Origin of the sequence: Streptomyces sp. NPDC004629 (assembly GCF_042873595.1) — a bacterium.
Lineage (GTDB): Bacteria > Actinomycetota > Actinomycetes > Streptomycetales > Streptomycetaceae > Streptomyces.
In genome coordinates, this window is record NZ_JBIALO010000007.1 from 283,145 (window position 1) to 296,192 (window position 13,048).

At 71.5% G+C, this 13,048-nt stretch carries 14 protein-coding genes; 4 read left to right on the top strand and 10 right to left on the bottom strand.

What is annotated here, in order from left to right; genetic code table 11:
• Positions 1 to 50: 50 nt before the first annotated feature.
• From ACFYTE_RS13425 to ACFYTE_RS13440, 4 genes are all read right to left on the bottom strand, one after another.
• Positions 51 to 1,013 carry an electron transfer flavoprotein subunit alpha/FixB family protein gene (locus tag ACFYTE_RS13425; protein ID WP_388709007.1) on the bottom strand — a complete coding sequence of 321 codons (963 nt, stop codon included), beginning with the start codon at positions 1,011 to 1,013 and terminating at the stop codon, positions 51 to 53.
• 53 nt (positions 1,014 to 1,066) lie between these two features.
• Positions 1,067 to 1,855, bottom strand: a complete 789-nt coding sequence (locus tag ACFYTE_RS13430; protein ID WP_388709009.1) for an electron transfer flavoprotein subunit beta/FixA family protein — start codon at positions 1,853 to 1,855, stop codon at positions 1,067 to 1,069.
• Positions 1,856 to 2,073: 218 nt separating this feature from the next.
• The gene (locus tag ACFYTE_RS13435; RefSeq protein ID WP_388709011.1) at positions 2,074 to 2,583 is read right to left on the bottom strand and encodes a flavin reductase family protein; all 510 of its coding nucleotides are present in this window, start codon (positions 2,581 to 2,583) and stop codon (positions 2,074 to 2,076) included.
• A 208-nt stretch (positions 2,584 to 2,791) separates the two neighbouring features.
• The gene (locus tag ACFYTE_RS13440; RefSeq protein WP_388709121.1) at positions 2,792 to 3,205 is read right to left on the bottom strand and encodes a TlpA family protein disulfide reductase; all 414 of its coding nucleotides are present in this window, start codon (positions 3,203 to 3,205) and stop codon (positions 2,792 to 2,794) included.
• 74 nt (positions 3,206 to 3,279) lie between these two features.
• On the opposite strand from ACFYTE_RS13440, the gene ACFYTE_RS13445 reads away from it, so the two are divergent.
• Both ACFYTE_RS13445 and ACFYTE_RS13450 read left to right on the top strand, forming a co-directional pair.
• Positions 3,280 to 3,708, top strand: a complete 429-nt coding sequence (locus ACFYTE_RS13445) for a DUF4395 domain-containing protein (RefSeq protein ID WP_388709012.1) — start codon at positions 3,280 to 3,282, stop codon at positions 3,706 to 3,708.
• Between the two features lie 176 nt (positions 3,709 to 3,884).
• Positions 3,885 to 4,613 (top strand): lysophospholipid acyltransferase family protein, encoded by a 729-nt coding sequence (locus ACFYTE_RS13450; RefSeq protein ID WP_388709014.1) that lies wholly within the window; start codon positions 3,885 to 3,887, stop codon positions 4,611 to 4,613.
• Between the two features lie 235 nt (positions 4,614 to 4,848).
• On the opposite strand, the gene ACFYTE_RS13455 is transcribed toward ACFYTE_RS13450, so the two are convergent.
• From ACFYTE_RS13455 to ACFYTE_RS13465, 3 genes are all read right to left on the bottom strand, one after another.
• Positions 4,849 to 5,922: a threonine aldolase family protein gene (locus ACFYTE_RS13455; protein WP_388709016.1), complete on the bottom strand. Its 1,074-nt coding sequence runs from the start codon at positions 5,920 to 5,922 to the stop codon at positions 4,849 to 4,851.
• A complete protein-coding gene (locus ACFYTE_RS13460) occupies positions 5,919 to 6,671 on the bottom strand; it encodes an SDR family NAD(P)-dependent oxidoreductase (RefSeq protein ID WP_388709123.1) in 753 nt (250 codons plus the stop codon). Before ACFYTE_RS13460 ends, ACFYTE_RS13455 begins: the two co-directional genes overlap by 4 nt.
• Before the next feature lie 65 nt (positions 6,672 to 6,736).
• Positions 6,737 to 8,134 carry a DUF6421 family protein gene (locus ACFYTE_RS13465; RefSeq protein WP_388709018.1) on the bottom strand — a complete coding sequence of 466 codons (1,398 nt, stop codon included), beginning with the start codon at positions 8,132 to 8,134 and terminating at the stop codon, positions 6,737 to 6,739.
• 441 nt (positions 8,135 to 8,575) lie between these two features.
• On the opposite strand from ACFYTE_RS13465, the gene ACFYTE_RS13470 reads away from it, so the two are divergent.
• On the top strand, positions 8,576 to 9,259 hold the full coding sequence (locus ACFYTE_RS13470; RefSeq protein WP_388709020.1) for a glycerophosphodiester phosphodiesterase: 684 nt from the start codon (positions 8,576 to 8,578) through the stop codon (positions 9,257 to 9,259).
• 3 nt (positions 9,260 to 9,262) lie between these two features.
• On the opposite strand, the gene ACFYTE_RS13475 is transcribed toward ACFYTE_RS13470, so the two are convergent.
• Positions 9,263 to 9,802 carry a GNAT family N-acetyltransferase gene (locus ACFYTE_RS13475; RefSeq protein WP_388709022.1) on the bottom strand — a complete coding sequence of 180 codons (540 nt, stop codon included), beginning with the start codon at positions 9,800 to 9,802 and terminating at the stop codon, positions 9,263 to 9,265.
• 322 nt (positions 9,803 to 10,124) lie between these two features.
• Between ACFYTE_RS13475 and ACFYTE_RS13480 the strand changes: the two genes are divergently transcribed.
• Positions 10,125 to 10,517 carry a VOC family protein gene (locus ACFYTE_RS13480; protein ID WP_388709024.1) on the top strand — a complete coding sequence of 131 codons (393 nt, stop codon included), beginning with the start codon at positions 10,125 to 10,127 and terminating at the stop codon, positions 10,515 to 10,517.
• 88 nt (positions 10,518 to 10,605) lie between these two features.
• Here the strand turns inward: ACFYTE_RS13480 and ACFYTE_RS13485 are convergent, their stop codons facing one another.
• Together ACFYTE_RS13485 and ACFYTE_RS13490 are read right to left on the bottom strand one after the other, a co-directional pair.
• On the bottom strand, positions 10,606 to 11,172 hold the full coding sequence (locus tag ACFYTE_RS13485) for a MarR family winged helix-turn-helix transcriptional regulator (protein WP_388709026.1): 567 nt from the start codon (positions 11,170 to 11,172) through the stop codon (positions 10,606 to 10,608).
• Positions 11,169 to 12,875 carry an FUSC family protein gene (locus ACFYTE_RS13490; protein ID WP_388709028.1) on the bottom strand — a complete coding sequence of 569 codons (1,707 nt, stop codon included), beginning with the start codon at positions 12,873 to 12,875 and terminating at the stop codon, positions 11,169 to 11,171. The genes ACFYTE_RS13485 and ACFYTE_RS13490 overlap by 4 nt, the downstream gene beginning before the upstream one ends.
• Between the last annotated feature and the right edge of the window lie 173 nt (positions 12,876 to 13,048).

The following is a 13,048-nucleotide window of genomic DNA, read 5'->3' on the forward strand; positions in this document are numbered from 1 at the left end:
ACCGGCGTTCAGCTCCAGCGGTCGCGGGGGCCTCGTACGGCCCGCGGGGATCAGCCCTTGCGGGTGTTGATCTCCTCGGTGAGTTGCGGGACTACGTCGAAGAGGTCGCCGACGACGCCGTAGTCGACCAGGTCGAAGATCGGGGCCTCCGGGTCCTTGTTGATCGCCACGATCGTCTTCGAGGTCTGCATGCCCGCACGGTGCTGGATCGCACCCGAGATACCCGACGCGATGTACAACTGCGGCGACACCGACTTGCCCGTCTGCCCGACCTGGTTGGTGTGCGGATACCAGCCCGCGTCCACCGCCGCGCGCGAGGCGCCCACCGCCGCGCCGAGCGAGTCCGCCAGCGCCTCGATCACCGCGAAGTTCTCCGCGCCATTGACACCACGCCCGCCGGACACCACGATCGCGGCCTCGGTCAGCTCCGGACGCCCCGTCGACTCACGCGCCGTACGACCGGTGACCTTCGTACCGGTCGCCTGCTCGGAGAAGGACACCTCCAGCGCCTCCACCGCGCCCGCGGCCGGGGCGGCCTCCACCGCCGCGCTGTTCGGCTTGACCGTGATGACCGGAGTGCCCCTGGAGACACGGGACTTGGTCGTGAAGGACGCCGCGAACACCGACTGCGTGGCCACCGGGCCCTGGTCGCCGGCCTCCAGATCGACGGCGTCGGTGATGACGCCCGAACCGATACGCAGCGCCAGCCGGGCCGCGATCTCCTTGCCCTCCGTGGAGGACGGAACCAGCACCGCGGCCGGGGACACGGCCTCATAAGCGGCCTGCAGGGCGTCCACCTTGGGCACGACCAGATAGTCGGCATACTCGGACGCCTCGTGCGTGAGGACCCGCACCGCGCCGTGCTCGGCCAGCGCCGGCGCGGTGCCCGCGGCACCGGCGCCGAGCGCGACCGCGACCGGCTCACCGATCCGGCGGGCCAGAGTCAACAGCTCCAGGGTGGGCTTGCGGACGGCACCGTCCACATGGTCGACATAGACGAGGACTTCAGCCATGGGATTGCTCTCCTGCGTACGGAAGTTGAAGGGGGCGGTCGGCGGATGCGGGCTCAGATGAACTTCTGGCCCGCGAGGAACTCGGCGAGCTGCTTGCCGCCCTCGCCCTCGTCCTTGACGATCGTGCCCGCGGTGCGGGCCGGACGCTCGGCCGCGGAGTCGACCGCCGTCCAGGCACCCGCCAGTCCGACCTCCTCGGCGTCGATCTCCAGGTCGGACAGGTCCCAGGACTCGACCGGCTTCTTCTTCGCGGCCATGATCCCCTTGAAGGAGGGGTAACGGGCCTCACCCGACTGGTCGGTGACCGACACGACCGCCGGAAGCCGGGCCTCCAACTGCTCGGAGGCGGTGTCCCCGTCGCGGCGGCCCTTGACCGAGCCCCCCTCGACCGAGACCTCCGACAGCAGGGTCACCTGAGGAACACCCAGGCGCTCCGCCAGCAGCGCCGGAACGATCCCGCCCGTGCCGTCGGTCGAGGCCATACCGGAGATCACCAGGTCATAGCCCGCCTTCTCGATCGCCTTCGCCAGCACCAGCGAGGTACCGATGGCGTCGGTGCCGTGCAGATCGTCGTCCTCGACATGGACCGCCTTGTCCGCACCCATCGACAGCGCCTTGCGCAGCGCGTCCTTGGCGTCCTCGGGCCCCACCGTCAAAACGGTGACCTCGACGTCGTCGTCGGAGTTCTCGGAGATCTGCAACGCCTGCTCGACCGCGTACTCGTCCAACTCGGAGAGCAGACCGTCCACGTCGTCCCGGTCGACGGTCAGGTCATCGGCGAAGTGCCGGTCGCCCGTGGCGTCAGGCACGTACTTCACAGTGACAACGATCCTCAAGCTCACGCCGGCTCTCCTACTGCCTCGTCTGTTCTGGGCTGCCTCTTGCAGGCAGCATAGGCGCCTGAAGCGGCCGATCCCGGTCGGGGCGTCCGCACACCCCGAACCAGATATTACTCATCAGTACACTCAGTTCTTTCCCACTGAGCAAGCGCTTTGAACTGTGACCTTCGCAACGCAGCGTAACCGGACCCCGACGGCTTTGCCCAAGCAGCGCAGAGCGCTCAGTCCCGGAGCGCGTTGAAGCCGCCCTGGTGGTACAGGAGGGGACGGCCGGCCCCGGCGGCGTCGCCCAGCTCGACCTGCGCGAGCACGATGCGGTGATCACCGGCGGGCACCCGCCCCACGACCCGGCAGACGAGCCAGGCGAGCACTCCGCCGAGCACCGGCACACCCTCGGGACCCTCACGCCAGGCGGTGGACGGCCCGAACCGGTCGGCGCCGCTGCGGGCGAAGGTCGCGGCCAGCTCGTGCTGGTGCTCACCGAGTATGTGGACGCCGACGTGGCCGGTCTCGGATATCGCCGGCCAGCTGGAGGCACCGGTGCCGATGCCGAAGGAGAGCAGCGGGGGCTCGGCCGACACGGAGGTGAGAGAGGTGGCGGTGAAACCGACCGGACCGAGGGCGCCACGGGCGGTGATGACCGCGACCCCCGCGGCATGCCGCCGGAAGGCGGAGCGCAGCAGTTCGGGGGAGGCGAGCCGGGCAGTGCCGAGGTCGGGCGTGGCCGTCATGGAGTTGTCCTTCTCGGGGAGGGGACGAGCGGGTCGGTGGCTGTTCAACAGCCCGGACAGCGCGCGCTCGCGGTGCGCGCGAGGTCGACGTGCGCGCGCCCGAAGAGAAGGAGTTCCGTGCCCATGCGGTCACATTGACGACGGATGGTACGCACCGTCAAGAACGTTCCTGTGCATGGGAGATGTCTCACCCTCACCGGCACGGCCGTCACACCGCCTCTCCCAGCGCCGCGATGACATCGGCCTTGCGCGGCTGCCCGGCGGCCCGCCGCACCACATGGCCGTCCGCGTCGAGGACGAGCACGGTGGGGGTCTTGAGGATGCCGAGTTCCCGTACGAGGTCCAGGCGGGACTCCGCGTCGATCTCCAGGTGGGCCACCCCGGGAACCATGTCGGCCACCTCGCCGAGAATGCGCCGGGTCGCCCGGCAGGGAGCGCAGAAGGCGCTGGAGAACTGCACGAGCGTCGCCCGCTCTCCGAATTCGCCGCCCAGTTCGGCCGCCCCGAGCCGCTTCCCCTCGTCCCGTCCGCGCACCTGCACCCTCCCGCTCCGCCGCCTGTGCAGCACTCCGTAGAGGCTCGCCGCCGCGAGGACCGCCACGCACACCATCACTCCGGTCATCTCTTTGGCAGCGTTCACGAGACTGCAAAGATTCCCGCCTCCCGTACCTGTTTGCGCTGCGGAATGCTTGATCCATGGACATCGACGTGAGGGGGCCGCGCTTCGGGGCGGCCGTGACGACGGTTGTGCTGGCCGTGGTGCTGATCACCGGGAGCGGCTGGCTGTCGGCCTGGCAGACGCTGGCGTTCGCGCTGGGCGCGGCGGGCGGGGTGAGCCGGTCGCCGTACGGCTGGCTGTTCCGCCGGGCCGTCCGCCCGCGGATCGGGCCGCCGACCGCGTTCGAGGCGCCCGAACCGCCGCGGTTCGCCCAGGCGGTGGGGCTCGTCTTCGCCGGTCTCGGCCTCGTCGGGTACACGCTGGGCCCCGCCTGGCTGGGGCTCCTGGCTACCGGCGCGGCGCTCGCCGCCGCCTTCCTGAACGCGGCGTTCGGCTACTGCCTCGGGTGCGAGCTGTTTCTGCTCCTACGGCGCATCGGCGTACGCGCGGAGCGCAGGGGGGCGTGAAAGGCCGAGGTGACCGCTCCGCCGACGTGACGAGAATCTCGCCGCGTCGGGGCACCAGGGCTGGCTCCCCGTCCGTTCTTCGGGCACGATCTGCGAGACGCCGTAAACCTACGGCCGCGTAACTTGTCCGCCGGGAGCGCCTTTCCCCGGCAGAGCAGGAAGGGTTCGTCCCACCCATGGCAGAGCTGGTCTACCGTCCCGTCATCGGTTGCGCCAAGACGCTGTTCAAGGTCTGGGACCTCAAGATCGACTGCAAGGGTTCGGAGAACATCCCGCGCTCGGGCGGCGCCGTGCTGGTGAGCAATCACATCAGCTATCTGGACTTCGTCTTCAACGGGCTGGCGGCCCTGCCGCAGAAGCGGCTCGTGCGCTTCATGGCGAAGGAGTCCGTCTTCCGGCACAAGATCTCCGGACCGCTGATGCGCGGGATGAAGCACATCCCGGTGGACCGCGGGCAGGGCGAGGCGGCCTACGCGCACGCGCTGGACTCCCTCCGGTCCGGCGAGGTCGTCGGGGTGTTCCCGGAGGCCACGATCTCGCAGTCCTTCACGCTGAAGAGCTTCAAGTCGGGCGCCGCGCGTCTCGCCCAGGAGGCGGGCGTCCCGCTGGTCCCGATGGCCGTGTGGGGCACCCAGCGACTGTGGACCAAGGGCCACCCGCGCAACTTCAGGCGCAGCCACCTGCCGGTCACCATCCGGGTCGGCGAGCGGATCGAGGCGCCCCGCGACCAGTACGCGGGTGCGATCACGCGTCGGCTGCGCGAGCGGGTCCAGGATCTGCTGGAGGCCGCTCAGCGCGCCTACCCGGGGCGCCCGAAGGGCGCCGACGACCACTGGTGGCTGCCGCCCCACCTGGGCGGCACGGCCCCCACCCAGGAACAACTACGCACCGCCGAGGCCCACTGACCCCCGGCCACCAGCGCCCCAAAGGGGCGCGGGGAACTGCGCGACCAGCCACGACAACCCCGCACCCGGCCGACGGCAGACCGCGGCACTCCCAGCGAAGCGCTCAGCGGACAGGTCGGGCGTGTTCTGGATCAGGTCCATGCCCGCAGAGCATAGGAATGCGATCACCCGAGAGTCAATGACTTTTCAGGTGACCGCATATTTATGTATGAAGCAAGCCATGCCCCTGGCCGCTCTACTGGTGGGCCATCTCCTCCTTGAGCGCCGCCACGAACGCGTCCACGTCCTCCTCGGTGGTGTCGAAGGCGCACATCCAGCGCACGACACCCTCCGCCTCGTCCCAGAAGTAGAACCGGAACCGCTTCTGCAGCCGCTCGCCCACCTGGTGCGGCAGCCGGGCGAAGACACCGTTGGCCTGCACCGGATGGCAGATCTCCACCCCGTGCACCGCGCGCACGCCCTCGGCGAGCCGCTGTGCCATCTCGTTGGCGTGCCGCGCGTTGCGCAGCCACAGGTCCTTGGCGAACAGCGCCTCCAACTGCACCGAGACAAAACGCATCTTGGAGGCGAGTTGCATGGACATCTTGCGCACGTGCTTCATGCGGCGTACCGCGTCCTGGTTGATGACGACGACCGCCTCGCCGAACACGGCACCGTTCTTCGTCCCGCCCAGGGAGAGGATGTCGACGCCGGCGGCATTGGTCAGGGTCCGCATGGGCACGTCCAAAGACGCCGCCGCGTTGGCCAGCCGGGAGCCGTCCAGGTGCACCGTCATGCCGTGCGCGTGGGCGTGCTCGCAGATCGCGCGGATCTCGCCGGGCGTGTAGACGGTGCCCAGCTCCGTGCTCTGGGTGATGGAGACGGCCTGCGGCATCGCCCGGTGCTCGTCCTCCCAGCCGTACGCCTGCCGGTCGATCAGCTCCGGAGTGAGCTTGCCGTCCGGCGTGGGCACGGTGAGCAGCTTCAGTCCCGCCATCCGCTCGGGGGCGCCGCCCTCGTCGACGTTGATGTGCGCGCTCTCGGCGCAGATCACCGCGCCCCAGCGGTCGGTGACCGCCTGGAGCGCGACGACGTTCGCGCCGGTGCCGTTGAAGACCGGGAACGCCTCCGCCGTGGCCCCGAAGTGGCTGCGGACGATCCGCTGGAGGTTCTCGGTGTAGGCGTCCTCGCCGTAGGCGACCTGGTGACCGCCGTTGGCCAGCGCCAGGGCCGCGAGCACCTCGGGATGCGCCCCGGCGTAGTTGTCACTGGCGAAACCGCGGACCTGCGGGTCGTGATGGCGACGGGCGTCGGTCCTCGGAGGGTTCACGGCTTCTCGGTCAGCCACAGACGGTGTCCGTTCACTTCGGCGGCGGGCTTCCGCCAGATCTCGGCGATGGCCTCGGCCAGGTCCCCGACGTCCGTGAAGCCCGCGAACTTCGCGTTGGGGCGTTCGGCGCGCATCGCCTCGTGCACCAGTGCCTTCACCACCAGGATGACAGCCGCCGACGTCGGTCCTTCGGCGCCCCCGGCCTTGCGGAAGTAGTCGGCCATGGCCAGCGTCCAGGCCTCGGCGGCGGCTTTGGCGGCGGCGTAGGCCGCGTTGCCCGCGGTGGGCCTGCTGGCACCGGCGGCGCTGATCAGCACGTACCGGCCGCGCTCGCTGCGCTGAAGCGCCTCGTGGAAGGCGAGCGAGGTGTGCTGCACGGTGCGGATGAGCAGCAGTTCGAGGAAGTCCCAGTCGTCGAGGCTGGTCTTGGTGAAGGTCTCGCTGCCGCGCCAGCCGCCGACGAGGTGCACGAGTCCGTCGACCCGGCCGAAGTCCTTCTCGATGTGGGTGGCCCAGTCGCGGGTGGACTGCAGGTCGAGCAGGTCCACCGTGTCGCCGGTGACCCTGGCGCCGCCGGAGGCGTAGCGGGCCGCGTCCACGGCCTCCGAAAGCCGCTCCGGGTCGTTGTCCGCTCCGACGACCGTCGCCCCCGCCTCGGCGAGCCTGCGCAGCGCCGCCCGGCCGGCGGGTCCGCCCGCACCCGCCACCGCGATGACCGCGCCGCTCAGTTCCCCGTTCCCGTTCCCCATCTTCGCCTCCTGAGCCTGCCGGCCCTGCCGGGCCTCTTCGGTACGGGCCTCTACGGTACGGTCGCTCACGCGGCGACCCGCTCGGCGCCGTCCCCCGTGATGCCCCGGGTCGAGGCGATCACGTTCTTCAGCTTCTTGGACAACGCCTCATAGAACATGCTCAGCGGAAACTCGTCCGGAAGCACGTCGTCCACGAGTTTGCGCGGCGGCAGGGTCAGATCGAGGGCGTCCGGGCCCTTGGCCCACTTGGAGCCCGGGTGCGGGGCGAGATAGGCGGAGACGAGTTCGTAGCCGGCGAACCAGTGGACCAGCTTGGGGCGGTCGATGCCGTCGCGGTAGAGCTTCTCGATCTCGGCGCACAGCTGGTTGGTGACCTGCGGGGCGCGCTCCCAGTCGATGGAGAGTTTGTTGTCGGTCCAGCGGACGACGTCGTGGCGGTGCAGGTACGCGAAGAGGAGCTGACCGCCAAGGCCGTCGTAGTTGCGCGCGCGCTCGCCGGTGACCGGGAAGCGGAACATGCGGTCGAAGAGCACCGCGTACTGCACGTCCCGGGCCTGCGCCACGCCGTCGGCCGTGAGCTTCACGGCCTCCTTGAAGGCAGTGAGGTCGCAGCGCAGCTCTTCGAGGCCGTACATCCAGAACGGCTGCCGCTGCTTGATCATGAACGGGTCGAACGGCAGGTCACCGTGGCTGTGGGTGCGGTCGTGCACCATGTCCCACAGCACGAAGGCCTCCTCGCAGCGCTTTTGGTCGTGCACCATCGCGGCGATGTCCTCGGGCAGCTCAAGGCCCAGCAGGTCGACGGCCGCCGCGGTCACGCGGCGGAAGCGGGCGGCCTCGCGGTCACAGAAGATGCCGCCCCAGGAGAACCGTTCCGGCGCCTCGCGCACGGCGATGGTCTCCGGGAAGAGGACGGCCGAGTTGGTGTCGTAGCCCGCCGTGAAGTCCTCGAAGGTGATGCCGCAGAACAGCGGGTTGTCGTAGCGGGTGCGCTCCAGTTCGGCCAGCCAGCCGGGCCAGACCATGCGCAGCACGACCGCCTCCAGGTTGCGGTCGGGGTTGCCGTTCTGCGTGTACATCGGGAAGACGACCAGGTGCTGGAGGCCGTCGGCGCGCTGTGCGGCGGGCTGGAAGGCCAGCAGCGAGTCGAGGAAGTCGGGCACCCGGAAGCCGTCGTCGGCCCAGCGGCGCAGGTCCTGGACGAGCGCCCGGTGGTAGGCGGCGTCGTGCGGCACCAGCGGGGACAACCGCTCGACGGCGCCGATGACGCCGCGCACGGCCGCCACGGCGTCGGCCGGGTCCGGGGCGCCCTCCGCGTCGAAGTCGATCGACCCGTCCTTGGACTGCCAGGGCCGGATCCGTTCCACGGCATCCTTGAGCACGGGCCACGCCGGGTGCTCGATCACCCTGGACGCCGCAGAAACCTGCTCCCCCGCACCCGCCTGCACAAGAATTTCCGTCATGTCCCAACCTCCACGGGAGAACCTCGCGTAAGGACACCGTATGCATTCGGGGTTTCTCCTAGCAAGAGGACCATCAGGAAATTATCCTGCGACACCGCCTCGCAACCGCTATTTTTCCTGCGTTCAATCGTGACGACCCTCACTTCCGTCTCGGGCAACGGTTCCGCACACGGCCGGCGGCGGGGCAGCGGCGCGGGAAAGGCGCGGACGCGCGGGGCAGGGATCCGGCTGGTCAACCGTGTGGTGGACTCGCCCACGCCAGAGTGACGGCCACCCGGGGGTACAGGCCGAGAACCGCGCCGCCCGTCACCCCGATCCCCCGTGTACGCGCGGGTTCAACGGCAGACCCGGCGGTTAGGCTGCGATTCCGCCGCGTGGACAACGACGTCCGTCCGGTCCGCGCGTGTGCCGAGCCGCCGTCGACGGAAAGCGAGTCGAACCTTGAACCTCCTTACCATCGGTCACCGCGGAGTCATGGGTGTCGAGCCCGAGAACACCCTCCGTTCCTTCGTCGCCGCCCAGCAGGCCGGCCTCGACGCCATCGAACTCGATCTGCACCTGAGCAAGGACGGTGCCCTCGTCGTCATGCACGACGCGGAGGTGGACCGCACGACCGACGGCACCGGCCCGATCGCCGAGAAGACCCTCGCCGAGCTGCGCACGCTCGATGCGGGCCGGGGCGAGCGCGTCCCGGTGTTCGAGGAGGTCCTGGACGCCGTGAAGGCGCCCCTGCAGGCCGAGATCAAGGACGTGGCGGCGGCCCGCGCGCTGGCCGACGTGATGCTCCGGCGGGACCTGGCCCGCCGGGTGGAGGTCTCCTCGTTCCACGACGAGGCGATCACCGAGATCGCACGGCTGGTGCCGGGCGTGCGCACCGCGCTCATCGCCGGCCGCTACGGCACGGACGTCGTGGCACGCGCCGTCGGCGCCGGCGCCGCGACGGTCTGCCTCGACATCCGGCGGCTCACCCTGGAAGTCGTGGAACACGCCCGCGAGGCGAACCTCAGGATCATCGGCTGGGTGGTCAACACCCAGGAACACCTGCGGCTGGTGCGGGCCCTGGAACTGGACGGCGCGACGACGGACTACCCGCAGATCAAGCGCACCGGCCGGTTCACAGCGTGAGCGTCAGTCGAGTTCCTTGACCAGCAGCTCGAACCGCAGGTCGTCGCGGCGCGGGATGCCGAAGCGCTCGTCGCCGTACGGGAACGGCGTCATCCGTCCCGTACGGCGGTAGCCGCGGCGCTCGTACCAGGCGATGAGGTCCTCGCGCACGGAGATCACCGTCATATGCATCTCCGTGACGGCCCAGGTCTCGCGGGCCTGCCGCTCCGCCTCCGCGAGGACCAGTTTGCCGAGCCCCGTTCCCTGCCGGCTGGGGCTGACGGCGAACATCCCGAAGTAGGCGTGGTCGCCGCGGTGTTCGAGCTGGCAGCAGGCGACCGGGCGGCCCTCGCGCCACACCGTCAGCAGCCTGCTGTCGGGCGACTTGATCACGTCAAGCACGCCCTCGGGGTCGGTGCGCCGGCCCTCCAGGATGTCCGCCTCGGTGGTCCACCCGGCCCGGCTGGCCTCGCCGCGGTACGCCGATTCGATCAGCGCGACCAGTACGTCGACATCGGCGTCGGTGGCGTCGCGGAAGGTGAGTCCGGTGGCGGCGGTGTCCATGGGCAGGGGTCTCCGATCTGGGACGCGGCTCGGCTCGGACGAGAGTAACCCCGCCACGAGGCCCCGTCGTCGGCCCCCCATCGGCTCCCCGTCGTCCGCCCGGGGCGGTCCCTGTGGCGTCCGGCCCACAGTGCCGGTGGGCCGGTGGGCCGGATCCGGGCCCGGAGTCCGGCATCGGCGCGGCCTGCGGACCGGCCTGGCCCGGTCGCCATCGCCGTCGCCGCGCCCTCCCCGACGGGTCTCGCCGGCTCCGCTCGAAGAGCGGAGGGCGTGCGTCGCGTCGCGGGCGGGATGCCGGCGGCAGGGCCTAGGGTGCGGGCGCATGGTGCATGTACTGAGCAGTCGGACGCTTCTGCGGCCCACCGACCCCGAGCGTTCCCGGGTCTTCTACGGCGAGCAACTGGCGCTCGCCGTCTACCGCGAGTTCGGCACGGGTCCGGAGCGCGGGACGGTCTACTTCCTCGGCGGCGGCTTCCTGGAGGTGTCCGGGCGGTCCGACACCCCGCCGTCCCCGGCGCTGCAGCTGTGGCTCCAGGTCGAGGACGCGGCGGCGGCGCACGCGGAGCTGCGCGCGAAGGGCGTGGAGATCGTCCGCCCGCCGGTGCGGGAGCCCTGGGGCCTGATCGAGACGTGGATCGCCGACCCGGACGGCATCCGCATCGTGCTGGTCCAGGTACCGGCGGACCATCCCCTGCGGTACCGGCCGGGGATCTAGCAGGTCCGGTCTGCCGCCTGCCGTCGGCCGGCCCGGCACACGTGCTCGGGCCCGTCCCGGCCCCGAGAAAGCAGCGGTGAGCGGGGGTTCAGGCGCGCAGGGCGCCCATTCGGCCCTCCAGCCGGCTCAGCAACTCGGCGAGCAGTCCGGCCAGTTCGCCCTGGCCCTCGGGGGCGAGGACGGACAGGACGGCCGTCTCGTAGGCGAGCTGTTCGGGCAGGATGCCGTCGACCAGGGCCCGTCCGGAGTCGGTGAGGCGGACATGGGCGACGCGGCGGTCGCGGGTGTCGCCGCGCCGCTCGACCAGGCCGCGTTCGGTCAGCTGCTTGAGGCGTTTGGTGACGGCGGCGCCCGAGGAGAAGGTCTCCCGGGCCAGTTCGCTCGGGGTCAGCTCGTGCCCGGTGCGGCGCAGCGCGCCGAGCAGGTCGAACTCGGGGCGGCTGAGGCCGGCCCGGCGCAGTGGCGCGTCCTCGGCCTGCTGGAGCAGGGCGGCGCAGCGGTTGATGCGCCCGATCACCTCCATGGGGCCGGTGTCCAGGTCGGGATGGACGGTCCGCCACTGCCGGACGACCGCGGCGACCGTGTCGCCGCCCGCCGCGTCCCTGCCGCCCGCCGTGTCGTACCCGGCCGCGGGTCGTCCGTTGGTCGCCGTCATGGCCGTCCGTCCTCCGTTGTCGCTGTCGTCCGGGTCCGCGGCACCGCACCCGGCTGCCCGGTCGGCTGCTCGGCGCTCGGGCCGGCCCCGGCGTGCGGCCCCTGGTGCCGTACCGTCGCGGCGAGCGTACGGTGTCCGGACTGCTCGGCGAGCACGACCCGCTCCTGAGGCAGGGCCCGCTGCCACCACTCGCCGGACGCAGCGTCCACCGTGGCCCGCAGGTCGGCGAGGGCACCGGCGAGCGCACGCCGGGCGGTCTCCAGGTCGCGGGGCGCGGGCCGCGGCTCGGCGAGCAGCCTCGCGGCGCGTTCCCGGGCCCGCTCGACGGCCGTCAGCGCGTGCTCGATGCGGTCGCCGGCGCGGCGGTTGGTGACGACGACGGCCGCCGCGAATCCGACCAGGGCGCCGACGAGGGTGTCCAGCACCCGGTCGGTGATCAGCTCCGTGGAGTCCTGTGTCCGGGCGAACTCGGTGATGAGCAGCGCCATCGGAGTGACGCATACGCTGCCGAGCCAGTAGTTGCGGCCCATCAGGGCCTCGGCACCGAAGGTGCAGGCGAGGCAGCACAGCACCAGGGCCAGCGGGTGCAGGTGCGCGACGGGCACGACCGCGGCGAAGACCAGGACACCGACGAGGTTGCCGACGACGCGTTGGACGCCGCGCCGCCAGGTGAGGACGACGTTGGCCTGGTAGAGGGAGGCCGCGGTGACCAGGGCCCAGTAGGGGCGGCCGACACCGAGGGCGAGGGAGGCGTACCCCGCGAGGGCGCAGCCGAGGGCGGTACGGACGGCGAGTGGGGCGAGTGGGGCGAGCCTGAGCCGCAGCGGGCGGCGCGGGGCGGCGCTCTCGGCGGCCACGCCGAGCAGTTCCTCTTCGGCCGCCGCCGGGAGGCCGGCCCGCGGCACCCGTCCGGTGCCGCGCAGGGCGCGGGCCCAGGCGCGCAACTGGTCCGGGTCCGCGTCCGCGGGTGCGGCGAGCGCGACCTCGGCGCGGACGACGAGGCGTTCCAGAGCGCGCCGGGTGCGGTCGGCGCTGGCCCCAGTGGACAGCAGCGACTGCCAGGCGCTCTGCACGGCGGCGGCCGTCGCCGCCCTGGCCGCCGTATGGCCGTCGCCGGTGCCGCGGGTGGCGGCGTAGCCGGCGGCGGTGTGCAGGGCGTGGGCGGTGGCGCGCCGCTCGGGGCCGTGCGGGCGCAGCAGTCCGGGTGCCATGCCGACCAGCCAGGCCAGGGCGCCCGCGGCCAGGGCCAGACCGACGTGGCCGGGGACCTGGCCGAGGGTCTGCGGGGTGAACAGCGCGGCGGAGCTGATGAAGGTCAGGATCACGTTCCCCGGCGGGCCGATGCGGGCGGCGTCGCAGAGCGTCTTCTGTACGGCGGCCATCAGCGCGCCGACGGTGACCAGGACCACGGGGTCGGTGGTCAGGGAGGCGGCGACGAGGGCGAACGCGAGGCCGCCGGTCATGCCGAGCACCAGCCAGGCCAGGACCCGGGCGCGGGCGGCGTAGGGGCGGTTGTGGGCGTAGAGCGCGCACAGGGACCCGGCCATTGTGTACATGGCCAGGTCGAGGCGGCCGAGCGCGAGCAGGGTCAGGTTCGGCGGGCCGGCCGCGGCGACCGCGCTCAGCGCGGGCTTGAACCAGATGTCGGACGGCCGGCCGAGGCGCAGCACCCCGGCGAGGGGAAGTCGGGTCGCACTGCTCATTCCGCTAACTTAGCATGTATTTTACCTGTAAAGCACATGCCGGCCCGCGCAACCGTCCTGTCTCAGCTGCTGTGCTCTGCCGAATGCTCCCCGTGTACGCCTTTGCGCTTGCGTGCGCGCCTCGTGCCCGGGGCATCGCACCCTCGACGGCGCGGCGAGCGCCGGGCGGGGAC